This is a genomic window from Kineococcus rhizosphaerae (genome assembly GCF_003002055.1).
Taxonomy (GTDB): Bacteria; Actinomycetota; Actinomycetes; order Actinomycetales; family Kineococcaceae; genus Kineococcus; species Kineococcus rhizosphaerae.
The window spans coordinates 54080-77806 of sequence record NZ_PVZF01000008.1; the positions used below are offsets into that span (position 1 = coordinate 54080).

General features: G+C 73.5%; 22 protein-coding genes and 2 riboswitches. Of the genes, 12 read left to right on the top strand and 10 right to left on the bottom strand.

Annotation, left to right across the window (positions count from 1 at the left end; genetic code table 11):
• Nucleotides 1-19: 19 nt before the first annotated feature.
• On the top strand, nt 20-298 hold the full coding sequence (locus CLV37_RS15900) for a DUF3017 domain-containing protein (RefSeq protein ID WP_106212151.1): 279 nt from the start codon (nt 20-22) through the stop codon (nt 296-298).
• A 104-nt stretch (nt 299-402) separates the two neighbouring features.
• Here CLV37_RS15900 and CLV37_RS15905 read toward each other — a convergent pair whose 3' ends face one another.
• The gene (locus CLV37_RS15905) at nt 403-1845 is read right to left on the bottom strand and encodes an MFS transporter (RefSeq protein ID WP_106212153.1); all 1443 of its coding nucleotides are present in this window, start codon (nt 1843-1845) and stop codon (nt 403-405) included.
• 284 nt (nt 1846-2129) lie between these two features.
• On the opposite strand from CLV37_RS15905, the gene CLV37_RS15910 reads away from it, so the two are divergent.
• From CLV37_RS15910 to CLV37_RS15930, 6 genes are all read left to right on the top strand, one after another.
• Nucleotides 2130-3086, top strand: a complete 957-nt coding sequence (locus CLV37_RS15910; protein WP_211298702.1) for a carbohydrate ABC transporter permease — start codon at nt 2130-2132, stop codon at nt 3084-3086.
• Between the two features lie 4 nt (nt 3087-3090).
• On the top strand, nt 3091-3927 hold the full coding sequence (locus CLV37_RS15915) for a carbohydrate ABC transporter permease (protein ID WP_106212157.1): 837 nt from the start codon (nt 3091-3093) through the stop codon (nt 3925-3927).
• Nucleotides 3924-4655, top strand: a complete 732-nt coding sequence (locus CLV37_RS27685; protein WP_170127300.1) for a VOC family protein — start codon at nt 3924-3926, stop codon at nt 4653-4655. The genes CLV37_RS15915 and CLV37_RS27685 overlap by 4 nt, the downstream gene beginning before the upstream one ends.
• A gap of 65 nt (nt 4656-4720) precedes the next feature.
• Entirely contained in the window at nt 4721-5674 is a 954-nt protein-coding gene (locus CLV37_RS27690) for a LysR family transcriptional regulator (RefSeq protein WP_170127301.1), read from the top strand.
• Nucleotides 5675-5897: 223 nt separating this feature from the next.
• Nucleotides 5898-7235: an ABC transporter substrate-binding protein gene (locus CLV37_RS15925; protein ID WP_106212161.1), complete on the top strand. Its 1338-nt coding sequence runs from the start codon at nt 5898-5900 to the stop codon at nt 7233-7235.
• A 172-nt stretch (nt 7236-7407) separates the two neighbouring features.
• Complete coding sequence (locus CLV37_RS15930; RefSeq protein WP_106212163.1) at nt 7408-8442, top strand: glutathione S-transferase family protein; 1035 nt, start codon at nt 7408-7410, stop codon at nt 8440-8442.
• Between the two features lie 15 nt (nt 8443-8457).
• Here CLV37_RS15930 and CLV37_RS15935 read toward each other — a convergent pair whose 3' ends face one another.
• From CLV37_RS15935 to CLV37_RS15960, 6 genes are read right to left on the bottom strand one after another with little or no spacing between them, the layout of a single operon-like run.
• Nucleotides 8458-9414, bottom strand: coding sequence for a sugar phosphate isomerase/epimerase family protein (locus CLV37_RS15935; RefSeq protein WP_170127302.1), 957 nt, complete (start codon nt 9412-9414; stop codon nt 8458-8460).
• Complete coding sequence (locus CLV37_RS15940) at nt 9411-10346, bottom strand: sugar phosphate isomerase/epimerase family protein (RefSeq protein WP_211298703.1); 936 nt, start codon at nt 10344-10346, stop codon at nt 9411-9413. The genes CLV37_RS15935 and CLV37_RS15940 overlap by 4 nt, the downstream gene beginning before the upstream one ends.
• A complete protein-coding gene (locus CLV37_RS15945; RefSeq protein WP_211298704.1) occupies nt 10343-11905 on the bottom strand; it encodes a GMC oxidoreductase in 1563 nt (520 codons plus the stop codon). The genes CLV37_RS15940 and CLV37_RS15945 overlap by 4 nt, the downstream gene beginning before the upstream one ends.
• On the bottom strand, nt 11902-14298 hold the full coding sequence (locus CLV37_RS15950) for a glycoside hydrolase family 3 protein (protein WP_211298705.1): 2397 nt from the start codon (nt 14296-14298) through the stop codon (nt 11902-11904). Before CLV37_RS15950 ends, CLV37_RS15945 begins: the two co-directional genes overlap by 4 nt.
• Nucleotides 14295-15401: an LLM class flavin-dependent oxidoreductase gene (locus CLV37_RS15955; RefSeq protein ID WP_106212169.1), complete on the bottom strand. Its 1107-nt coding sequence runs from the start codon at nt 15399-15401 to the stop codon at nt 14295-14297. The genes CLV37_RS15950 and CLV37_RS15955 overlap by 4 nt, the downstream gene beginning before the upstream one ends.
• A 27-nt stretch (nt 15402-15428) precedes the next feature.
• The gene (locus CLV37_RS15960) at nt 15429-15977 is read right to left on the bottom strand and encodes a flavin reductase family protein (protein ID WP_106212571.1); all 549 of its coding nucleotides are present in this window, start codon (nt 15975-15977) and stop codon (nt 15429-15431) included.
• A 170-nt stretch (nt 15978-16147) separates the two neighbouring features.
• On the opposite strand from CLV37_RS15960, the gene CLV37_RS15965 reads away from it, so the two are divergent.
• The 5 genes from CLV37_RS15965 to CLV37_RS15985 all read left to right on the top strand — a co-directional run bounded on the left by CLV37_RS15965 (nt 16148) and on the right by CLV37_RS15985 (nt 20573).
• Nucleotides 16148-16834: a TetR/AcrR family transcriptional regulator gene (locus CLV37_RS15965; RefSeq protein ID WP_106212171.1), complete on the top strand. Its 687-nt coding sequence runs from the start codon at nt 16148-16150 to the stop codon at nt 16832-16834.
• Between the two features lie 129 nt (nt 16835-16963).
• Entirely contained in the window at nt 16964-18343 is a 1380-nt protein-coding gene (locus CLV37_RS15970; protein ID WP_170127303.1) for an MFS transporter, read from the top strand.
• Nucleotides 18340-19329, top strand: coding sequence for a sugar phosphate isomerase/epimerase family protein (locus CLV37_RS15975; protein WP_106212175.1), 990 nt, complete (start codon nt 18340-18342; stop codon nt 19327-19329). The genes CLV37_RS15970 and CLV37_RS15975 overlap by 4 nt, the downstream gene beginning before the upstream one ends.
• A gap of 9 nt (nt 19330-19338) precedes the next feature.
• The gene (locus CLV37_RS15980) at nt 19339-19731 is read left to right on the top strand and encodes a C-glycoside deglycosidase beta subunit domain-containing protein (RefSeq protein ID WP_106212177.1); all 393 of its coding nucleotides are present in this window, start codon (nt 19339-19341) and stop codon (nt 19729-19731) included.
• 26 nt (nt 19732-19757) lie between these two features.
• Nucleotides 19758-20573, top strand: a complete 816-nt coding sequence (locus CLV37_RS15985) for a TIM barrel protein (protein WP_106212179.1) — start codon at nt 19758-19760, stop codon at nt 20571-20573.
• A gap of 4 nt (nt 20574-20577) precedes the next feature.
• Here the strand turns inward: CLV37_RS15985 and CLV37_RS15990 are convergent, their stop codons facing one another.
• From CLV37_RS15990 to CLV37_RS16000, 3 genes are read right to left on the bottom strand one after another with little or no spacing between them, the layout of a single operon-like run.
• Entirely contained in the window at nt 20578-21486 is a 909-nt protein-coding gene (locus CLV37_RS15990) for a MetQ/NlpA family ABC transporter substrate-binding protein (protein WP_106212181.1), read from the bottom strand.
• Complete coding sequence (locus CLV37_RS15995; protein WP_245885438.1) at nt 21476-22252, bottom strand: methionine ABC transporter permease; 777 nt, start codon at nt 22250-22252, stop codon at nt 21476-21478. Before CLV37_RS15995 ends, CLV37_RS15990 begins: the two co-directional genes overlap by 11 nt.
• On the bottom strand, nt 22249-23253 hold the full coding sequence (locus CLV37_RS16000; RefSeq protein WP_106212183.1) for a methionine ABC transporter ATP-binding protein: 1005 nt from the start codon (nt 23251-23253) through the stop codon (nt 22249-22251). Before CLV37_RS16000 ends, CLV37_RS15995 begins: the two co-directional genes overlap by 4 nt.
• 144 nt (nt 23254-23397) lie before the next feature.
• Nucleotides 23398-23507, bottom strand: a riboswitch (SAM riboswitch).
• 137 nt (nt 23508-23644) lie between these two features.
• Nucleotides 23645-23727, top strand: a riboswitch (SAM riboswitch).

Sequence of the window (23727 nt, forward strand, 5' to 3'; positions counted from 1 at the left end):
CCAGCGGTAGCGTCGGGACGTGGCGAGCGAACGCGTCCCGACCCCGGGCAACGCGGTCCTGCTGACCCTGGTCGGCGGGATCGCGCTGGCCCTGGGGCTGACCCTGGTCGCCGGGCCGACCCCGGGCGGGGTGCTGCTGGGGGCCGACCTGGCGGTCGCCGCGGTCCTGCGGCTGGTGCTGCCGGTGCGGGTCGCCGGGGCGCTGGCGGTGCGCTCGCGCGGTGTGGACGTCGCGATCCTGCTGGTCCTGGCCGTCTCGTGCCTCGTGCTGGCCGGGCTCGTCCCCACCCCCGTCTGACCCTTCCCTCTCCCTTTCCCGTCCCTTCCCCGCCGAAGGCACACCTCGCGCCCCCAGAACCGCGTTCCGGGGACGCGAGGTGTGCCTTCAGCGGGGCGGCGGGGTCAGTCGGTGGGGGAGCCGGTCGCGAGGTCGCGGTGGGGCAGCAGCACGGCCGCGACCACGCCCAGGACGAACGCGAGGGCGACGGCGAGGAAGACGGGTGTGAAGGCGCGGCCGTAGTCGCCGGCGCCCAGGGCCTGCGGGGCACCCGGGGCCGCGTGCACCAGACCCGCCGCCAGCAGACCCCCCAGCAGCGCCGTCCCGACCGTCGCGCCGGCCTCGCGGACGTAGGCGATCGTCCCGGTGGTGCCCGCGACGTGCCGGGGCGGCGCCGCGTCCTGGGCCAGGACGACGAGCAGTGCCATGAACGAGCCCGCGCCGAGGCCGAACGCGACGAGCACGGCGGCGGTCGCGGGCAGCGCGAGGTGGGGGCCGGCCAGGGCCAGCGTCGTGGCGGCGAGCGCGGCCAGCGCGCAGCCGCCCACGGGGTAGCGGCGCCAGCGACCGGTGCGGCGCACCAGGCGGCCGCTGGTGTTGACGCCCGTCACCAGACCCGCGGTCACCGGCAGCAGGAGCAGGCCCGACACGGTGGCGGAGGTGCCGTGCACGCCCTGCACCCAGCTGGGGACGTAGGCGATGACGCCGAACATCCCGAAGCCGACGACCCCGGCCAGGAAGGCCGCCAGGGACACCCCGCGGGTCCGCAGCACCTCGACGGGCAGCAGCGGGGCGCTGCTGCGCAGCTGGTGGGCGGCGAACCCCGCCACGACGACGAGCGTGCCCACGACCGCGAGCGCCGACACCGGACCCCACCCCTGCCGGGGCACGACGGCCGCGGTCCACGCCAGGGCGGAGGTGACCAGGACCAGCAGGGCGGTGCCGGCGACGTCGAACCGACCGCCGCGCACGGGGCGGGGCCCGGCGGGCAGCACGGTGCAGGCCAGCAGCAGCGCGAGCCCACCGGTGGGCAGGTTGATCCAGAAGACCCACCGCCAGGACCCGGTGTCGGTCAGCCAGCCGCCCAGCAGCGGCCCGACGACGGTCGCGACGGCGAAGACGGCGCCCAGCGGGCCGAGCACCGCGGCGCGCTCGCGGGCCGGGACGACGGCGGCGACGAGGGCCTGCGGCAGGACCAGCATCCCGGCGCCGCCGACGCCCTGCAGCGCCCGGGCCAGCGCCAGCGCCTCGACGGTGGGGGCGGCGGCGCAGACGACGGACGCCGCGACGAACACCACGACGCTGGCCCGCAGCAGCCGCACGGCCCCGTAGCGGTCGCCGAGGGAACCGACGACGGGCATCGCGACCGACATCGCCAGCAGGTAGGCGGTCAGCACCCACGCGGCGCGGTCGACGGCGTCGAAGTCGGCGACGATCGTCGGCAGCGCCGTCGCGACGATGGTCTGGTCCAGGGCCCCGAGGGCGGTGGTGATGACCAGGCACCCCAGCAGGGGACGCAGCCGCACCGGTGCGGTGGTGCGGTCCTGGACCGGGTCGGGATCGAGCACGCGGGCCTCCGTCGTCCGACGGGGCGTTCGGGCGCACTCGGGTCCGGACGGGCCCGGCGACGGGCCGGAGGACCCGACCCCACCGTCGTCCCCATCGTGGCGGACGGGGGTTCGCCGTGGTGGTGGCGCACCCATCCGGGTCCGCGATGCGGGGTATACCGACTGGCTATTTCCCGGACGTGCGCCGGTGCCCGGAGACTCGGCGGAACAGTCACCCTGACGACGAGGTCCCGGGAGTTCGACGTGCACGAGTTCTGGATGTCCCCACGACCCGGGGTCCGCCGGTGAGCCCCGCCGCGGCGGTCCGCCCCGACGCCCCCGGTTCGGCCCAGCCCCCTGCGGCGAACGGCCCGCACCGCGCCGGCCGGCGCCGGCGCGCCGCCTCCCGGGTGGCCGCGTGGTGGTGGTCGCTGCCCGCGCTGGCGCTCATCGCGGCCGTGCACTACGCGACGACCATCGCGGGTTCGGCCTACGCCTTCACCGACTTCAACGGGTTCCGCGACCCGGAGTTCGTCGGCCTGGCGAACTTCCGGGAGATCCTCACCGGGGCGGCGCCGTTGCGGGCGCTGCTCAACACGGTGGTCATCGCGGTCGCGTTCCTGGTCCTGACGAACGTGCTGGGCATGGCCTTCGCGGTGGCGCTCAACCGGCAGCTGAAGACCCGGTACGTGCTGCGGACCGTGTTGTTCGCCCCGGTGGTCCTCAGCCCGCTGGCGGTCTCCTACGTCTGGAAGTTCCTGTTCCAGCAGGCCGGCCCGATCAACCAGGTCCTCGGGGCGGTGGGGCTGGAGTCGTTGCAGCGCACCTGGCTCGGCGATCCGCGCACGGTCGTGCCGGCCATCGTCACGGTGATGGTCTGGCAGCACATCGGCCTGACGATGGTCATCTACCTCGCGGGTCTGGCCGGGGTCCCGCCGGAGAACGAGGAGGCCGCGGCGATGGACGGGGCCGGTTCCTGGTCGAGGTTCCGGCACGTCGTCCTGCCGGCCCTGCGCCCGACGATCCTGGTGGCCAGCACGATGATCCTCGTGCAGGGGTTGCGCGTGTTCGACCAGGTGCAGGCCCTCACCGGCGGCGGTCCGTTCGGCGCCTCGGACACCCTGGCCACCAGCGTCTACAAGGAGACGTTCGTCAACGGCCGGTTCGGCTACGGCTCGGCCCTGGCCCTGGTGATGACGGCGATCGTGCTGCTGTGCGCCCTCGTGCAGATGCTCCTGCTTCGCGAACGCAAGGAGAAGTGACCCCGTGTTCCGCTACACCCGCCGCACCGCGGTCCGTGAGGTCCTCGTCGTCCTCGCCGCGCTCGTCGTCTTCTCGCCGTTGCTGATCCTGGTGAACGTCTCGCTGAAGACGAGCCAGGACTCGGTCAGCACGTCGGCGTTCTCGCTCGCGTCCCCGACGTCGCTGGACGGCTTCCGGCAGGCGCTGGGCGGCGAGGGGCAGAACAGCCTCCTCACCGGGGCGCTGAACAGCGCGATCATCACCGGGTGCAGCGTCCTGCTGCTCATCGCCCTCGGGTCGATCACGGCGTTCACGCTGACGCGCATCACGACCGGCTGGAGCCGGGCGGCCTTCGCCAGCTTCCTGATCGCCATCGTCCTGCCGGCCCAGCTCGGGCAGGTCCCGCTGTACAGCGCCATGCGGCACCTGGACCTGCTGGGGACCCGCACCGGCATGGTCCTGGCGTACTCCGGGATGCTCATGCCGCTGGCGGTGTTCCTGTACTCGGGGTTCACCCGCTCGCTGCCGCAGGAGTACGAGGAGGCGGCCCAGATGGAGGGGGCGAGCCGGTTCCGGATCTTCACCCGGATCGTGTTCCCGCTGCTGGCCCCGGCGACGGGCACGGTCGCGATCCTCGCCGGGCTGATCATCTGGAACGACTTCTTCACGTCGCTGGTCTTCCTCAACGGCTCGGACGCGGTGACGCTGCCGGTCGTCGTGTACAGCTTCGTCGGCACGCTCGTCTCGAAGTGGAACGTGGTGTTCGCCGCGGTCCTGCTGTCGATGGTCCCCGTCCTGGTCCTCTACCTGCTGGCGCAGAAGAAGTTCATCCAGGGCTTCGCGGGCGGGGTCAAGGGATGAGCACCGCGGCACGCCTCACCGAGGTCGAGATCACCACTCCCGCGCCGCGGGCGGACGCCGGGCTGCTGGCCGACCTCGGGTTCTGGCCCACCCGGGACCCGGGCGCCGGGCCGGACGCGTCCGTGCTGCGGACGTGCGCGGACCCCTACGGCTGCCGGGTCGTGCTGCGGCCCGGGCCGCGCGCCGAGGTGACCCGCCTGACGTGGCGCCCGGCCGACGGCGACCACCTGCAGCGCCTGGTGGAGCGCCTGGAGCAGCGCCGGGGCCCGGACGCGGAGCTGAGTGCCGTGGTGCTCTCGAGCGGGTGGGCCGGGGACGACTACCGCGTCGTGCACCCCGGTGGGGGCGAGTCGGTGCTGCTGTGGCGCCAGGACCGGGCGTGGGCGGTGGGGTCGGCGCTGAGCTGCCCGCTGCACCCGGACGGCAGCACCCGGCTGTGCGTCGAGGACCCGCCGTTGATCGTGGGGGTGGACGTCCCGGTCCCGGCCGCGCTCCTGGAGCTGTGGACGTCGCAGGTGCTGGGGCCGGCACCGCAGAGCCCCGCCCCCGCCGCCCGCGGGTCCCGGGGGCCGGCGCTGCGGGCGGGGGAGGGTCCGCCCCGGCTGCGGGTGAGCTGCGACCGCTCGCAGGACGGGCGGGAGTGGGCGACGCCGGGCGGGTGGGTCGTGAGCGCCGTGGCGGGGGAGCCGGTGCGGTCCGGACGCCTAGAATCAGAAGTCTTCTTCTGATACGGTCCCGGGGCAGACGCGGACCACCGGGGTCCGAGCCGGACGACGACGTCGGGAGCCGCCTCGTGGTCAACCTGCTCAACACCGACCTCAACCTGCTGGTGCCCCTGGACGCCCTCCTGACCGAGCGCAACGTCACCCGGGCCGGGGCGCGCATCGGGGTCAGCCAGCCCGCCATGAGCGCCGCCCTGGGCCGCCTGCGCCGCCAGTTCGACGACGAGCTGCTCGTGCGCGTCGGGTCGCAGTACGCGCTGACCCCGCTGGCCGAGGACCTCGCCGGCCGCGTCCGCGACGTGCTGCGCCGGGCGGAGGAGACCCTGCGGCCCACCCCGGGATTCGACCCCGCCAACTCCACCCGCGAGTTCAGCCTCATCTCCTCCGACTACGCCGTCGCCGTCCTCGCCCCGCTGTTCATGGCCCGGTTGCGCCACGAGGCGCCCGACGTCAAGGTGCGGATCGCCAGCGTCGACGCCACGGCCATCGAGTCCCCGCAGACGGTCCTGCGCTCGGCGGACCTGCTGTTCACCCCCCGGGGGCAGACCTCCGGCATCCCCAGCACCGACCTGTTCGGCGACCACTGGGTCTGCATCAGCGGCACGCCCCGGCCCGCCGGGCGGCTCGACGAGCAGGGGCTGCGGCGTTCGCGCTGGGCCCGGGCCTTCGCCGACCACGGCGGGACGGCCGCCGACCGGCAGGTCGACGAACTCGTGGTGGGAGCCCGCGTCGACCTCGTCGTCGACAGCCTGGCCCTGCTGCCCACCGCCATCGCCGGGACCGACCTGCTGGCGCTGGTGCCGAACCGCCTCGTGGCCCGCGCGGAACTGCTCGCCGTCGTGCACCGCGTCGAGGTCCCCCTGCCGCCGATGACGCTGCGCGAGGCGGCCTGGTGGCACCCGTCGGTCCACGACGACGCGGGACACCGCTGGTTCCGGCGCCTGGTCCGTGACGCCGCGCGGGAACTCCCCCCGGACTCGCCTGCGTCGCAACCGGAGCCGGTGGGTGTCGGCGTCCTCACCTGAGGGTTCCGAAGGGGTTCCCCGCGAGGTTTCCCGGAGTTCCCAGAGGTTTCCCGAGGGTTTCGAGCGGGTTCCTCGCGGCATCACCGGTGACGATGCGCACCATCCCGAACCACTATTTCCCCGTCGGTTCCCCGGCTCGGCACAATCGGGGCAGGCGCCGGGGAACCGGCGCACGGGACCCGGTGTCGTCCGGGGCCGCCCGACAACGCTGTCAGGAGATTCCATGACCACGTCGAAGTCCTCGCCCCTGCCCTCCCGCGGACCGGCGGGCCGTCGCCGCGCCGCGGCGGCCGTCCTGGCCGGGGTGGTCCTGGCGACCACCGCGGCCTGCTCGTCGGGCGACAAGAGCGCCTCCGGCAGCGGGCCGGTGACCATCCGCTTCGCGACCGAGACGCCGACCAACGGCGACGGTCCCTACCGTGCCCTGGCGAAGGCCTTCGAGGCCGCGAACCCCGACATCAAGGTCGAGGTCGTCGAAACCCCGCTGGACTCCTACGCGAACGTCCTGCGCACCCAGTTGCGCGGCGGGAACGCCCCCGACGTCTTCTACGGCTCGCCCGGCACGGGCAACACCAACGCCCTGCTCACCCTGGCCGACGCCGGACTCGTCGAGTCCCTGAGCGACCAGGCGTGGGCCGCGGACGCGGTCCCGGCCAGTTCCAAGAAGCTCTTCGAGAAGGACGGCAAGATCTACGCCGTCCCCCTCGACCTCTCGCCCAGCACCGAGATCATCAACCAGAGCGCCTACCAGGCGGCGGGTCTGCAGCCCGCGACCACGATGGACGAACTGCTGCAGCAGTGCGCCACCCTGAAGAAGGCCGGCAAGTCGCTGTTCGCGGTGGCCGGGTCGAACCCGGGCAACCTGTCGCTCATGGCGATGGAGTTCGCCTCCAGCTCGGTCTACGCGGCGGACCCGGAGTGGAACACCGAACGTGCCGACAAGAAGGTCACCTTCGCCGGCAGCGCGGAGTGGAAGCAGGTCCTCGACGACGTCGTGGCGATGAAGGACGCCGGCTGCTTCCAGGAGGGGGTCGCCGGTGCCGGTTTCGCCGAGATCACCCAGGCCCTGACCAGCGGCTCGTCCCTGGGCATCTTCGCTCCCGGCGGCGCGGCGGTGGAGATCGCCGCGTCCACCCCGGGCCAGGAGTTCGCCGTCGCGGTGCCGCCCGGCAAGACCGCCGACGACACCCGCCTGACCGTCACGACGTCCAACGCGATCGCCGTCTCGGCCGAGAGCGAGCACCTCGAGGCGGCCAAGAAGTTCGTCGAGTTCGCCACGCAGCCCGCCCAGCAGGACGCGTTCGCGAAGATCTCCGGCAACCTCTCCCTGACGTCGCTGAGCGACGAGGGGTCCGCGGCCGTGTCCCCGCAGCTCGCGAACATCTCCCCGTTCCTGGCCGACCAGGAGAAGCAGACCCCGCTGGGCTACATCACCTGGAGCTCGGGCGCCGTCACCGACGCCGTCGGCACCGGGGTCCAGGGGCTGCTCACCGGGCAGACGACCCCCGCGGACGTGCTGAAGGCCATGGACGCCGCGTACGACGCGGGTGCCCAGGGCTGAGGTCCCGTCACCGGCGCGGGGCCACGACGTGGTGGCCCGCGCCGGTGACCGGGCAGCGGGTTCGACGCCCACCTGCGCTCCCCGTCTCACGCGGGTGGCGCGGGCCGGCCCCGTCGGCCCACCGCGCACGCTTCGCCGCGCCCCCGCGACCGGTACCTGGTTCAGTGGTCGCGTGGGAACGCACACGGGAGGCAGCACGGGGTACGTGAACCCGACGGGGGACTTCCGCCGGGACCAGCGGTACCTGGAGACCCGCATCACCGCGGACGGTCGGGACGGCTACCCCGTCGAGGGGGGCCGCTACCGCCTCGTCGTCAGCCGCGCCTGCCCCTGGGCGAACCGCGCGATCGTCGTGCGCCGTCTCCTGGGGCTCGAGGACGCCCTGTCGATGGGCATCTGCGGCCCCACCCACGACGAGCGGTCGTGGACGTTCGACCTCGACCCGGACGGCCGCGACCCGGTCCTGGGCATCGAGCGCCTGCAGGAGGCGTTCTTCGCGCGCGTCCCCGGCTACGACCGCGGCATCACCGTCCCCGCCATCGTGGACGTGCCGACCGGGCAGGTCGTGACGAACGACTTCGACCGCATGACGATCGACCTGTCCCTGGAGTGGACGCAGTTCCACCGCGAGGGGGCGCCGCAGCTGTACCCCGAGCACCTGCGCGCCGAGATCGACGCCGTCAACCGCGACGTGTTCCGCGACGTGAACAACGGGGTCTACCGCGCCGGGTTCGCGGGGACGCAGGAGGCGTACCAGAAGGCGTTCGACCGGTTGTTCGGGCGGCTGGACGCGCTGTCGGAGCGGCTGTCCACCCAGCGCTACCTCGTGGGGGACACCATCACCGAGGCCGACGTGCGGCTGTTCACGACGCTCGCGCGGTTCGACCCCGTCTACCACGGGCACTTCAAGTGCAACCGCCAGAAGCTGGCCGAGATGCCGATCCTGTCGGCCTACTTCCGCGACCTGTACCAGACCCCGGGGTTCGGCGACACCATCGACGTCGAGCACATCAAGGCCCACTACTACGTCGTGCACCGCGACATCAACCCGACGGGCGTCGTCCCCGTCGGTCCGGACCTGTCCGGCTGGCTCGAACCGCACGGTCGCGAGGAGCTCGGCGGCCGGCCCTTCGGCGACGGCACCCCGCCGCCCCCGCCGGTGCCCGCCGAACTCGTCCCGGCCGGTCACGCCCCCGCGCGCGACTGACCGGGACGAGACCCCTCAGAGCCCCAGGCGGTGCTTCGCGCACCAGCCGTTGAGCATGACGCTCGAGGCCGGGTTCGGGGTCTGCTCGCTCTCGAACACCACCCAGCCGTCGTACCCGGCGCCGCGCGCGGCGTCCAGGACCGCGGGGGCGTCGACCAGTCCGTCGCGGGTGCCGACCTCGAAGAACCACCGTTCGACCTCGCGGTCGCCGCCGGCGGTGAGGAAGGCGTGCTCGGCGTGCGGGCGCAGCCGTTCGCCGGCGGTGTCGACGTACCGGGTGTCCTTCAGCTGCAGGTGGTCCAGCCGCGCCGCGTGCCGGTGGACGACCGCGACCGGGTCCAGCCCGGCCAGGGTGAGTTCGCCGGTGTCGACGGTCAGGCCGACCACGGCCGGATCGGTCGCGGCCAGCAGCCGGTCCAGCACCTCGTCGTCGGCGGCGGCCGACAAGACGTCGGCGTGCAGGCTGACGCGGACCCCGTGCCCGGCGGTCATCGCGCCCAGCGCGTCGAAGCACTCCGCGGCGGTCGCGATCGCCGCGTCGTCCACGGCCCCGACTTGCCAGGCCGCGGGCAGGGCCCGCACCACCAGGCGCGACCCGCCGAGTTCGGCCAGGGCGGCGGCGAAGGGGCGGGCCCACTCCACGATCGCGGCGTGCTGGCCGCGCTCGAGCACCGAGCGGCCGTGCGAGAGTTCTTCGTCGACGGGTTCGCCCGGGTCCACGGCCCAACTGCTCACCGCGGTCAGGCCCACGTCGGTGAGGAGCTTGCCGAACGTGGCCAGGGAACCGTAGGTGGCCTCAATCGAGGAGGGCCGGCCCAGCGGGTCCCACCGCCCCGTGCCCCCGCGCAGCTCCACGCCGGTGAAACCGGCCGCGACGACCGTCTTGAACGCGCGCAGGTGCGCGTCGGGCCGGCAGAAGTCGTCGAAGTTCGGCTTCCACTGGTTGAGCGCGTACGAACGGCGGATGCTCACGACGCCACCTTCCCCAGGACCTGCTTCGCGTACCACATGGACAGCGCGGTGCTCTCGGCGTAGTCGCCGCCGATGTTGGCCTTGTCGTGCTCGACGGTGACCCAGCCGTCGTAGCCGTGGGCGTCCATCGCCCGCACCAGGCGCTGGAAGTCGACCAGGCCGCCCTCGGTGCCCATCTCGTGGAACCAGCGGTCGGTCTGCGGCGCCATGAGCTCGGCGTCGGGACGGTGCTGGTAGGCGCCCGTGGTGTCCTGCTCACGGGTGTCCTTGAAGTGGAACCCGCTCACCCGGTCGTGCAGCCTCTCGTACAGCTCCACCGGGTCGACCCCGGCGATGCAGTGCTGCGCGGTGTCGCAGAAGAAGCTCACGTAGCGCGGGTCGGTCAGCTCGTAGAACCGCACGATGTCCTCGAACGTGCGGATCGCGCAGAAGAACTCGTGGTGCCCGGTGGTGCGGACGCCGAACTCGGTGAGGGACATCTCGCCGACCCGCGTCCAGCACTCCGCCGCCGCGGCGATCTTGTCGTCGGTGACCGGCGCGGTCGAGGTGTACAGGCTGGCCGGCATGACGATGAGGTTCTCGATCTGCAGGTCCGACCACATCCCGAGCATCCGGCGGGTGCTCTCGACGATCTCGTCGTGGGTGGCCCGCACGTGCGCGTCGGCGACTCGGGGGTCGTACATGATGCCCCGGAACAGGTTCACGATCTTGGTGATGCCGTGGTCCTGGAGGTACTCCTGGTACTTCCCGATCGACCCGAACATCCCGCTCAGCCCGTAGACCTGGAAGTCGAACATGTCCAGGCCCTCGAAACCGACCGCCGCGATCTGCTTCACGAAGTCGTCCATCAGGCGGCGGTTGGCGTACTGCGTCTGCGGTCCGCGCGGGGTGTCCACGCGCCAGTGGTCCATGTAGGCCCAGCGGTAGGTCACGAGCCGTCTCCTCCTTCGGTGCGGGTCGCGAGGTTCTTCGCGACGTGCCGGGCGCCGCCGACGGCGAGCGCCACGGTGGTCAGGGTGGGGTTGCAGGCGGTCTCGGTGGGGATGAGGCCGTTGCCGGCGACGAACAGGCCGGGGACGCCCCAGACCTCGCCGTTGACGTCGCACACGCTGGTGCCGTCGTCGGTGCGGCCCATCCGGGTCGTGCCCTGGTAGTGCAGGGAACTGCCGGCGGGCAGTTCGATCGGGGCGTCGTCGATGGGGCGGCCCAAGGCCCGGGCCGCCGCCGCGATGGCCGTCTTCGCCGCGGCGAGCCGCTGCGCGTCGACGTCCGTCAGTTCGTAGTGCACACGCGGGGCGGGCATCCCGTAGTCGTCGGTCGCGGACTCGTCGAACTCGACGCGGTCCTGCGCGCGCACGTCCTTGGCGCAGAACCAGCCCAGGCCCACGTAGGCCCCGGGCCGGTCGGCGGGCAGGTCGGGCCGCGGCACGGGGGAGGCGTCCATCTGCATGACCTGCCCGTGGAAGGGGTGCCGGTCGTCGTCGAAGGGGACCCAGCTCACGCCGCTGCTGCCGTCGATCGCGGTGCCGGCGTGCTCGTCCACGGCGTCCCCGGCCAGGACCTCGTCGGGCAGCCGCACGGCCAGCAGGACCTGCGGCTGGTCGTTGAGGTACCGGCCCAGGGCCGGGGGCCGGACGCCGGAGGCGAACAGCAGTTGCGGGGTGCGCAGGGCGTCGGCGGCCACGACGACGACGCCGGCGGCGACCTCGGCGGTGCTGCCGTCGCGGCGGTCGCGCACGGCGATCCCGCGCACGGCGCCGTGCTCGTCGCGCAGCACCCGCTCCACCAGCGTCTCGGGGTGCAGCCCCACGCCGTGCTCCAGGACGTCGCCGAGGACGACGGAGGGGCCCGACCAGTGGGCCCGGGCCGCGCCGGTCCCGTCCACCTCCCGCCGCACGGCCAGGGGCATGGGCTGGACGCGGCGGTCGGCCGGGCGGTCGGCGTCCAGCGCCGTCCCCAGCAGTTCGCGGACCTGCCCGGCCAGCGGGGCGCCGGCCAGGGCCCGCGCGTCCACGCCCAGGAGGCGTTCGGCCTCGTCCAGCAGCTCGTCGAGGTCCTCGACGAAGTCGATGCGCTCGGTGCCGCCGGGGCGCGGGCAGGCGCACGTCCAGTGCGCGCCCATGCCGCCGACGTTGCTCGACATCGCCCCCACGGGCAGCCCGGTGCCGCCGGCGGCGAAACCGTCGCCGAGCAGGAACGTGCCGGGCCGGCCGCGCCGGCCGTCGGCGCTGGCCGGCGGCTGGTCGCCGTCGGGGTCGGCGGCCGGGCCCTCCGAGGCGCGCTGGGCCCGGCGGCGGGCCTGCGGGTCGGCGATGTTCTTCACGTGGTCGCCGGCCGGGTCGGACAGGACGGGCCCGACCTCGAACACCGCCACACGCAGGTGCGGGGCGTTCTCGTGCAGGGTCCGGGCCCACGCCGCACCGGCCGGTCCGCTGCCGACGACGGCGACGTCCACCGCGTCGGGGTACCGGCTCTCCAGCCGTCCGGTCACCGTTCGACCTCCCTCTCCACCGCGTTCGGGTCCGTCGCCGAGCGGGCGACGGTGAGCACGTGCGTCCCGGCCGGGACGGTCCAGGTCCCGGCGGCGGTGTCCCATCGACGGAACGCACTGCGGGGCAGGCGGATCGTAGCCTCCACGGTCGATCCCGCCGGGGCCTGGACGCGGGCGAAACCCACCAGTCGCGTCCGGTCCTCGCCCGGGGCGCGGCCGTAGACCTGGACGACGTCGCTCCCGGGGCGCTCCCCGGTGTTCTCGACCTCGGCGTGCACCAGCACGTCGTCGCCGTCCACCGCGGTCCGGACGGCGCCGAGCCGCCACGTCGTGTACCCCAGGCCGTGCCCGAAGGGGTACGCCGGCACCGGCCCGCCGGCCTGGAAGTGCGCCGGGCCCGCGGGTTCGATCCGGCGGTAGTCGAGCACGAGGTCGTCGTCCAGACCCACCCCGTACCCGGGGTAGTCGGCGTCGGAACGGGCGAACGTCAGGGGCAGCCGCCCGCCGGGTTCGCGGTCGCCGTGCAGCACCTCGGCCAGCGCGGGCCCGAACTCCTCCCCGGCGTACCAGGGGACCAGGACGGCCCCGACGTCACCGGCCCACGACGTGTCGACCTGGTGCCCGGCGTCGAGGACCACGACGGTGCGCGGGTTGGCGGCCGCGACGGCGCGCAGCAGGGCGAGCTGACCCTCGGGCAGGTGGGTCGTGGTGCGGTCGGCGCTCTCGCGGGAGGCGTTGCGGTCGTCGCCCAGGACGAGGACCACGTCGTCGGCGCGGCGCGCGAGCTCGACCGCCTCGTCGAGCAGGTGCGGGGGCGCAGGGGGCCGGTGCCCGAGCGTGACGGACTGCACCCGGCCGGGGACGAGGTCGACGTCTGCGACGACGGTGATCGTCCGTCCCGCGACGAGGTCGACGTCCACGGCCACCGTGTCGGCGCGCGCGACGACGCCCATGACGTCCGCGGGGTCGGGTGCGGCCCAGGTCGCGACCGGTTCGCCGTCGACGGTGAGCACTGCGTTCCCCGTCCCGCCGACGAGCAGTTCGTGGCGCCCGTCCTGGGAGGCCGTGAACCGGGTGGTCAGCCGGACGCGACCGCCGACGGACGGGCCGCCGATGCCGGGGATCTCCCCGAACCACACGAAGGTCGAGGTGGGCCGGGTCTCGGTGGCGCCAGGGGTCTCGGCCCCGGGGGCGAAACCCTCCAGCACGACCTCGGCGAAGGGCTGCAACCCCGTCGGGGCGCTGCCCGGGGCCACGAGGACCTCGGCGCCGGGGAAGGCCGCGACGAGGGCCTGCGCCGGGGTGGTCGGCGGGGTGGCCGGGGTGACCTTGGCGAAGGTGCCGCCCTGCAGGCAGGGCACGACGGCGTTCGGGCCCAGGACGGCCAGCGTGCGGCCCGGCCCGGTGCGCAGCGGCAGCAGGCCGCCGTCGTCGTGCAGCAGGACGGTGCCCGCGGCGGCCGCGGCGCGCAGCAGTTCGACGCGCCCGGCCGCGCTCAGGGGAGCCGGGGCATGGGGAGCGGGGAACCCCGCGCGCCGGCCCACCCGTTCGGCGAGCCGCACGACCCGCTCGGCGGCGTCGGTGAGCCGGGCGTCGTCGACGTCACCGGCGCGCACGGCCGCGGCCAGCGCGGGGCCGAAGAACCGCGGGCCGCCGGGCATCTCCAGGTCCAGCCCGGCGCGCGCGGAGGCGACGGTGTCGCGGGTGGCGAACCAGTCCGAGACGGTGACCCCGTCGAAACCCCACTCCTCCTTCAGGACGCGCAGCAGGGCGGAGTTCTCGCAGCAGTGCTCCCCGCGCACCCGGTTGTAGGCGGTGAGCACGCTCCACGCCCCGGCCCCGACGGCGGCCTCGAACGGCGCGAGGTAGACCTCGCGCAGCTCGGTCTCGTCGACGGCGACGTCCATGGCCTGCCGGCGCGTCTCGGTGTCGTTGGCGACGAGGTGCTTGGCGCACGCGCCGACCCCGTGCTCCTGCAGACCCCGGATCCACGCCGCCCCGAGGACGGACGTCAGGTGCGGGTCCTCGGAGAACATCTCGAAGCTGCGCCCCGAGAACGGGGTGCGCGGCAGGTTGAGGTTCGGGCCGAGGACGACGTCGACACCCTCGGCGCGGGCCTCGGCCCCGAGCAGCCCGCCCACGCGGTGCACGAGGTCGGGGTCCCAGCTGGCGGCCAGCGAGGTGCCCGAGGGCAGCAGGGTGGCGGTGTCGCGCTCGTCCATGGTGCGGCTGACGAGCCCGAGGGGGCCGTCGAGGAGGGTGAGTTCGCCGACGCCGGCCTCGGGCAGTCCGTGCGCGGTCCAGCCGTTGACCCCGGCGGTCGCCGCGGCGCGGGCTTCGACGGGCAGAGCGGCGACCGGCACGTCCGTCTCGCGCCCGAGGTCGACCGTCACTTGCTGGTCCGGAAGTTCGGCATGACGCGCTCGGCGAACAGGCGCAGCGACTGGTCGGTGGCCCGGCGGCGCTCGGGGGTCAGTGGACCGCCCATGAAACCGCCCAGGAGGTTCCCCACGCCGAGGTCGGCGTACTCCTTGAGCTTGGCGGTGACCGTCTCGGGGGACCCGTGCAGGCACCAGACGCGCTTCCACTCCGGGGTCGTCCCGTCGGTGGGTTCCTTGAGGTCGACGCCGCTGATGGCCTCGGCCTTCTTGTTCGCGACGAACTCGCGCTCGACGGTGCGCTGGTACTGCCCGAGCAGCACGTCGAGCTCGGCCTCGGCCTGCTCGTCGGTCTCGGCGAGGTGGACGTACTGGTAGCTGTGGGTGGTCCAGTCCAGGGCGTGGTCGACGACGGCCTGCGGGTGGTCCTGCGCCTCCAGAGCGGTCCGGTAGCGCTGGTAGGACTCCGCGAACACCTCGAACGGGTTCTCCGGGGTCATCTGCTGCGGGGGCAGGAAGTTCAGGATGAACGCGGGCTGGCCGAGGCGCGCGGCGCGTTCGGTGCTGGAGGGGCGGGCCGCGACGGGCATCATCGTCGGCGTGCGGTTCCCGTACGGCGCCGGGCTGATGCGGCTGACGACGGCGCCCGAGTAGTGCGAGGTGGAGAACTGGACGGGCTCGTCCTCGGGCTTCTTGGCGAGGAGCCGGCCGACGATCTCGAGGTTCTCCTGCGACAGCCGGGAGGTGTCCTGGAAGTTCACGCCGAACCCGATGGACTCCTCCGGGGTGGTGCCCGACCCCACGCCCACGAGGAGCTTGCCGTCGGTGAGCTGGTCGAGCAGGGCCAGGCGCTCGGCGAACCGCACCGGGTGGTGCAGCGGGACGGTCTGCACGGAGAACCCGTACCAGAGCTCGGGGTGCCGGGCCGCGAGGTAGGCCGCGAACACGAACGGGTCGCTGGCCTGGGGGGCGTACCCGGTGAAGTGGTGGTCAGGCTGGAACACCGCGTCGAACCCGAGGGAGGCCCCGACGTCGACGTGCTCGACGAGGGCGTCCATCACGGCGCGGTCCTCCGACGGGGCGGTGGAACGGGTCGTCAGGAACAGGGAGAAACGCATCGTGGCCTCCGGGGGTGGCGAGGGGGATCAGAGCGGGGTGGGCGCGCCGTACGCGCCGCGGGAGAAGACGAGGGACTGCGCGACGTCGGGGTTCGCGCCCAGGGCCAGGACCCGGGCCAGGACGATGTCGTGGTCCCCTGCGGCGAGGACGTCGTGGATCTCGCAGTCCACCCAGGCGGCGGCGCCGGCGACGACGTGGCCCCCGGCACCGGTGCGGTGCCAGGCGAACCGTTCGAAGCGGTCCTCCTCCTTGCGGGCGAAGGCGCGGCAGACGTCGACCTGCCCGTGGCCCAGGACGCTGGCGGTGAAGCGGCCGTGAGCGCGCAGGAGGGGCCAGGTCGTGGAGGCGCGGTCGGGCATGAAGGCGACCAGGGGCGGGTCGAGGGAGACCGAGCCGAAGGTCCCCACCACCATGGCCGCCGTGGGGCGCGCGGCCGCCGCGTCCGCGGGGCCGGAGGTGACGAGCGTGACGCCCGTCGGCACGTGCCCGAGGACGGTGCGGTAGCTGCGGGGGTCGTGCGCGTCCTCCACCACCAGCGGGGCGGTCGGCGGGGGAGCGGTCGTGGGCTGGGGCATCACGGGGCCTTCCGGTGGGCGACGGTGCCAGGACCGAGCAGGAGTCGAATCAGAATCCGCGTTCTGAACAGTAGGTCGGAGTTCGGCCCCGGTCAAGCTCCGGGACCGGGTTCCGGCCGAACCCCCGTCCCGGGTTCCCCGGACCCCGCGCTCGGCTAGGTTCACTTCCCGTGCCGGAACCGAGAACCCCGCTGCCCGCCCCCGCCCGTGCGCAGGACGACCTCCCCGCGGTGCGAGAACCCCTGCAGGCCCGCAGCAAGGAATCGTTTGCGCGGGTCCAGGACGCGGCCCTGTCGCTGCTGCGCGAACGGGGCGACGACTCCTTCACCCTGGCCGAGGTCAGCGAACGCTCCGGGGTCTCCACGGGCAGCATCTACGGCCGGGTGCGCGGCAAGGACGCCCTGCTGCGCCTCGTCCACGAGCGCGAGCTGGAGCGGATCGACGCCGAGACCCTCACGGCCTTCGCGGCGGCCGCCACCGGGCAGGACACGCTCACGGGCAGCGTCCGCGCCCTCGTCACCGCCCTCGCCCGGATGCTGCAGGCCGAGGCCGGGGTCCTGCGCCCGTTCATGCTGCGCGCCGTCCACGACCCGGAGGTGGCCCGCCTGGGCCGGCACTACTCCGACCGGGAGATCGCGGTGTTCTGCGACGCGCTGCTGCGCCACCGCGCGCAGATCCGCCGTGCGGACCCCGAGACCGCGGTCGCGTGGTGCCACACCGTCGTCTACAGCGTCATCGCCCGCCGGCTCGGCCTGGGCAGCACCGCCGAGGGCGCCAGCGGTCCCGAGGTCGACGTCATGGTCGACCGGCTGTCCTCGATGGTGTCGTCCTACCTGCTCACCCCCGACGCGGACTGACCGTCCCCGGGCTCGGCCGGAAGGGTGGCATCGACGACGTCGATGGTCGCGATGCCGGATGGCGATTTCCGTCCCGGCCCCCGCTTCCCCCACTCTGAGCGCAGCACCCTGCGCGAAGGAGCGGAGAGCATGACCCACCTGTCGGTGCGGAGCGTCGAGGCCCCGCCCACCCCCCGTGAACGCCTGCGGCGCCGGGAGAAGCTCGCCTACGGCGCCGGTGACCTCGCCTCGAACCTCTCGTGGAACTTCGTCGGCTCGTTCCTGCTCTTCTACTACACCGACGTCGCCGGGGTCCCGATCGCCCTGCTGGGCACGCTGTTCCTCGTGGCCCGCCTGCTCGACGCCGTCGTCGACCCCTTCGTCGGCGTGCTCGTCGACCGGACCCGCACGCGGTTCGGCCGGGCCCGGCCCTACCTGCTGTTCGCCGCCGTGCCCTTCGGGGTCCTGGGGGTGCTCACGTTCGCCGTCCCCGACGTCGGGGACACCGGCAAGCTCGTCTACGCCTTCGTCACGTACCTGACGCTGGGGATCCTCTTCTCGACGGTGAACGTCCCCTACAGCGCGCTGATGCCGATGATGACCCGCGACCGCGAGGAGCGGATGCAGCTGGGTGCGCTGCGCAGCGTCGGCTCCTCCGTCGGCACGATCGTCGTCACCGCGGCCACCACCCCCCTCGTCGCGGCCCTCGGCGGCGGCCAGCACGGGTGGACGGTCGCCACCGTCCTCTACAGCGCCCTCAGCGTCGTCTTCTTCGCCCTCACCTTCGCCGGCTGCCGGGAACGGCACGCCGTCGTCGAGCCGGTCGTGGCGGACGTGCGGGCCGACCTGCGCGCGAGCCTGCGGGGCCTGCTGCGCAACCGTGCGTGGGTCGTCACGTCCGTCTACGGGGTGCTGAACTTCGTGCGTTTGGGGCTGGTCCTGGCCGTCACGGTCTACTACGCCCTCGTCGTGCTCCAGCGGCCGGCGGCCATCTCCGTCCTGCTCCCTCTGGTCTCCGGTGCGATGCTCGTCGGCGGCCTGCTCGCGCCGCGGTACTACCGCCGGTTCGGCATCCGCCGCGGGAACCTGCTCGCCCTCGCCGTCGGCGGCGCCGGGTGGGCGGCGCTGAGCCTGGTGGAGTACCGGTTCGGGCTGTTCGTCGCGGTGTACGCCGTGGCGACGCTGGCCATCGGGCTGTCCATGACCTCGATGTTCACGATGGTCGCCGAGGCCGTCGAGCACCAGGAGCAGGGCACGGGGCGCCGTGACGAGGGGCTGGTCTCGGCCAGCGTCAGCTTCGCCGTCAAGGTGGGTTCGGCGCTGGGTGCCGCCGCCGTCGCCTACGCCCTCGCCGGCGCCGGGTACGACCCCGCCGTCCACGGGTCGGCCGCCGGGACGATCGGCGCGCTCTACCTCCACGTCCCGCTCGTCCTCGTCGCCGCGCAGGCCGTCGTCGTGCTCCTGTGGTCCGACGCGCCGGCCGCCACCCACCCGTCCCGCCCCCACCAGTCCCCGGAGGACGCACGATGAGCCACCGCATCACCCGCGGGGTGAGCCTGTACAGCTTCCAGGAGGAGTTCTTCCTGCGGACCATGACGGTGCGCGACGCCGTCGCGGTCGCCGCGAAGATCGGCGCCCTGGACATCGAGATCATCCCCGAGCAGTCGATCCCCGGCTTCCCGCGCGTCAGCGACGAGTGGGTCCGGGACTGGCACGACACCATGGCCGAGTTCGGCACCCGGCCGCTGGCCTACGACTTCTTCCTCGACACCCTGCGCCACCCCGGCCGCCGGCTCACCCACGACGAGCAGGTCGCCTCGGTGCGCCGCGACGTCGACCTCGCCGTCCGCCTCGGCACGACGAAGCTGCGCGCGATCATCAGCACCCCGGCGGAGGTCCTGCGCGACGCGGCCCCGTACGCCGAGGAGGCCGGGGTCCAGCTGCTGCTGGAGGTGCACGCCCCCTTCCACTACGCCCACCCGTGGGTGCTGCGGCACCTGGAGGTCATGGACGCCCTCGACAGCCCCGCGCTGGGGTTCATGCCCGACCTCGGGTGCTTCGTCGAGCGGTTCCCCCGCGTGGCCTCCGAACGCGCGCTGCGCGAGGGCGCCCGGCCCGAGGTCGTCGACCTGGTCGTGAAGACCTACGACGACCACGGCGACGTCCACGGCCTGATGGACACCGTGAACTACCTGGGGGGCGGGCCCGTCGAGATCGGCCTGGCCCGGCAGGCGACCCACTACACCTGGCGCGACCCGCGGATGCTGCTGGAGCAGATCCACCGTACCCACCACGTCCAGGCCAAGTTCTACGAGATGACCGACGAGGGGACGGAGTACTCCATCCCCTACGACCGCATCGTCGACGTCCTCGTCGAGGGCGGTTTCTCCGGGTGCCTGTCCAGCGAGTACGAGGGCAACCGGCACATCCAGGACGTCCACCCGGTCGACTCGGTGGACCAGGTCACCCGCCACCACGCCATGCTCGAGCGCCTCCTGGCCCGGCACGAGAACTGAGGAGACGACGTGTTCGAGAAGTACGTCATCGTCCCCGGCACCCTGCGCAACGTCGTGGAGTCCGGGCGCACCACCGGGTTCGAGCTCGGGGTCCGGATGCCCTACTACCGCGGTCTGGGTCTGTCCATGGTCGAGGACGTGGCGCTCACCGTCGACGGTGTCCGCGCCGCCCCGGAGGGGACCACGTTCACGGTGCACGGCAACAGCTACCCGCTGACCGGCCTGGGCGAGGTCGTCGACGACCGCTGGGAACTGGGCGAGGTCGCGACCGTGCGCGTCGACCACCCCGGCGGCCTCGCCCCCGGCGTGCACGACGTCGAGGTCAGCCAGCGCCTGCGCATCTCGTACATGCCCGTCCCGGGCGGCGGCCGGGCCCGCGCCGCCGTGGAACTGTCCGCCTGAACCCCCACCCGTTGCAGGAGAACCCCGTGACCCACCGACTCGCACCGAACGTCGAACTGCTCTTCACCGAGCACGGCGACTACCCCGACCGGGTCCGCGCCGCCGCGGCGGCCGGTTTCACCTCCGTGGAGATGTGGGGCCCCACCGGCAAGGACGCCCCCGCCAAGCCCAAGGACCTGCCGGCCCTGAAGGCGGCCCTGCAGGAGACCGGCGTCCGGCTGGAGGCCCAGCTGGCCGAACCGCGGACCCAGTTCATGATCCCGCCGAAGGACCACGGCGACTTCTACCGGGGCATCGAGGAGGGCGCCCGCATCGCGGCCGACCTGGGCTGCCCCCGCATCGTGGTGCAGGGCGGCACCGGGTTCGGCGGCCGCAAGCGCCAGGACCAGCACGACGAGCTCGCCGGGATCTACACCCGCGCCCTGGAACTGATCGAGGGTTCGGGGGTCGTCCTGGTCCTGGAGGCCGTGAACACCCGCGTCGACCACCCCGGCACCCTGCTGGACCGCACCACCGACGCCATCGACGTCGCCCGCACCGTCGGCTCCCCGCAGTTCGGGGTCCTGGTGGACGTCTACCACTCCCGCGTGATGTCCGAGGACCTCGTCCAGGTCCTCGCCGAGGCCGGCCCGCTCGTGCGGTACGTGCAGGTCGCCGACGTCCCCGGCCGGGGGGAACCCGGCACGGGGACGATCGACTGGCCGGGCGTCTTCCGGGCGCTGACCGCGGCCGGGTACGACGGCCCGGTCGGGCTGGAGTACGTCCCGACCGTGGACTCCGAGGAGTCCACCCGCCACCTACGCTCGGTCCTGGAGGACCTGGGGGCCCTCGCCCGCGGCTGAGGGGTCAGTGGGCGGACAGCGGCAGCAGGACGTCCTTCACGTCGGGGTTCGTCGCCAGGTACTCCTGCACCCTGGGGTCCTGGAAGGTCTCGACGAGCTTGACGACGTTCTCGCTGTCCTTCCACCGCGACCCGATGGTCAGCTGGCCGGCGAACTCGTCGGGCGCGGTCGGGGCGAAGATCTGCTGCTCGATCGGGATCTTCGCCGCGAGGTAGTACTCGGTGTACCCGACGGCCGCGTCCAGGTCGGGCAGGGCGCGGGACTGGGCGCCGAAGTCGAGCAGCGTGAACTTCAGGTCCTTCGGGTTCGTGGCGATGTCGTCCACCGTGGCGGAGCCGACGTCGGTACCGGGCTTCAGCGTGATGAGCCCGGCCTTCTGCAGGACGAACAGGCCCTGCGACTCGTTGGCCGGGTCCGAGTAGAGCGAGACCGTCCCGCCGTCCGGGATCTCCTGCGGCGTCTTCCACTTCGACGACCACAGACCGAAACCCCACCGGAACACCGGCGTCGCCGCCTCCTCGCGGAAGTCCGGGTTCGCCTGCAGCACCTGCCCCAGCCAGAGCTCGTGCTGGTAGATCGTGCCCGCGACCTCGCCGTCGCTGACGGCGCGGTTGATGGTGTTGGAGTCGGCCAGGGCCTTGAACGCGACCGTGATGCCGTGCGCGGGAGCCACGTCCTTCGCGATGTACTCGATGAGCGCCTGCTCGCGGGCGTTCCCCTCGGCCGTGGCGACGTACAGCGTCGCCCCGGCCCGGGTGTTCGCGGTCTGCTCGCCACCGAGGCGGGGGACGACCAGGGCGGCGGCGACGCCGAGGACGACGACGGCACCGCCGGCGACGAACGGCCAGAGCCTGCGCCGGCGGACCTCGAACCCGTGGTCGTCGGTGGGGGTCGGGCGGGTTTCAGTGGACAAGGGTCTTCTCCTGGACGGTGTCGCGGGGGGCGGTGCGGGTGCGCGCCGGACGGCGGCGGGTGCGGGGGTCGGCGGCGCGGGCGACGGCGTCACCCACGAGCTGGACGGTCGCGACGAGCGCGACGAGGACGACGATCGTGGCGAGCATGACGGCGTGGTCGAAGCGCTGGTACCCGTAGGTGACCGCGACGTACCCGATGCCGCCGGCGCCGATGGTCCCGGCGATGGCCGAGTACTCGATCATCGCGATCGTGTTGATGGTCAGGCCGCCGATGATCGACGGCGCCGCCTCGGACAGCTGCACGGTCGTGATGACCTGCAGCGGGGAGGCGCCCGACGCCTGGGCGACCGCCACGAGGTTCGGCGGCACCGAGCGCAGCGAGTTCTCCACGATGCGGCTGAAGAACGCGGTCCCCGCCAGGACCATCGGCACGACGGCGGCACGGATCCCGATGTTCGTCCCGGTGACGAAGCGGGTGAACGGCACGAGCGCGGCCATGAGGACGAGGAACGGCAGCGACCGGCCGGTGCTGACGACCCAGCTGAGCACCGTGTGCGCGGCGCGGTTCTCCAGCAGTCCACCGGGGGCGAGGTTGTGCACGAGGACGCCGATCGGGACCCCGAGCAGCACGACGACCGCCATGACGATCCCCACCATGAGCAGGGTGTCGACGAGCGCGGGGGCGATCAGCGCCGGGATCCGGTCCAGCGGGGTGTCGAGGCTCGAGGCGGCCGCGAACGTCGAGGGCAGGGCGAGGGGGATCACACGAGGTCCAGTTCCCGGGCGGTGGGCGCGACCTGCGCGTGCAGCCCGCGGCGGGTGAAGGCGGCCCGCAGGGCCGCGGCGTCGAGGGCCCGCGGCACGCCGAGGGTGGCGTGGCCGACGGTGCTCCCCGCGACGGTGCCGACCGACGCGCCCAGCAGGGCGAGGTCGTGGCCCAGTTCCCGGGACGCGCTCGTCAGCCAGTCGGCCGGCACGTCGTCGCCGCGGTAGTGGACCTCCCACACGACGAGGCCGGCGCTCGCGGCGACCGGCCGCCGGGGCAGCAGCGCCGCCCCCACGGGCGACCCCGGGTCGCGCAGGACGTCCAGCAGGGGGGCGTTCTCGACGATGCGGCCGTGGTCCAGACGTGCCACGGTGTCGGCGACGTCGACGATGGTGTCCATCTCGTGGGTGATGAACAGGATGGCCAGGCCCAGGTCGTCGCGCAGGCCCCGCAGCAGGGCGGTGATGGACGCGGTGGCCTGCGGGTCCAGGCCCGACGTGGCCTCGTCCGCGAGCAGGACGGTGGGCCGCAGCGCCAGGGCGCGGGCGATGCCGACGCGTTGGCGCTGCCCCCCGGACAGTTCGTGCGGGTAGCGGTCGGCGAACCCGGCCAGCCCGACGCGGTCGAGGAGTTCGGCGACCCGCCTCCTGCGGTCGCGGGGGACCACGCCGAGGTAGCGCAGCGGGAGTTCCACGTTCTGCGCGGCCGTGCGGCGGGTCTGCAGGCCGTCGGACTGGAAGATCGTCCCGATGCGGCGCCGGGCCTCGCGCAGCCTGCTCTCGCCGAGGCCGGTGAGGTCCTGACCGGCGACGACGACCGACCCGGAGGTGGGCCGCGTCAGCAGCGTCACGCACTGGGCGAGGGTGCTCTTGCCGGCGCCGCTGGGGCCGACGACGGCGGTGATGCTGCCGGCGGGGACGGTCAGGTCGAGCCGGTCGAGCACGGTGGTGACGTGCGGCGCGTCGCCGTACGTCTTGGTGAGGTGGCGCAGTTCGATCACGTCGTCCTCCGGGGCGGCGTCCGGGTGGTGGGGGCACGGGCGTGCGGCAGCGACCGGGCGACGGCCCGGCTGCGGAGATTTCAGGGGAGGTTCAGGGAACGCTCAGCGCGAGCGTCGACAGGCCTTCGGCACACCGGTCTCCGGGTCTCGTCCTTGTCCGTGGCTCCCACGGACCTGGTCCTCACCCGGAGCACCCCACGACGGATCAGGGTTGCCGGCCAGCGAGCCGGGGCTTGACGCTGGCGCTCATGACCTGGGCTGACCATGGCAGGTCCGCCCGAAGGACGTCAAGCGGTTCGGGTGTTCGACAACCGTTGTGCGGCAACATGTTGAGACTGAGTACCGAAAAGAGGGGCCGCGGTGGCCGTCCGGGACGGGGTACGCTGCGGCGATCCCATCCAGAGCGGCTGAGAGACCTGGCTCGACGACGCCGCAGCAACCCCACGGGGGTGCTACCGCCAGGACCGATGGAGG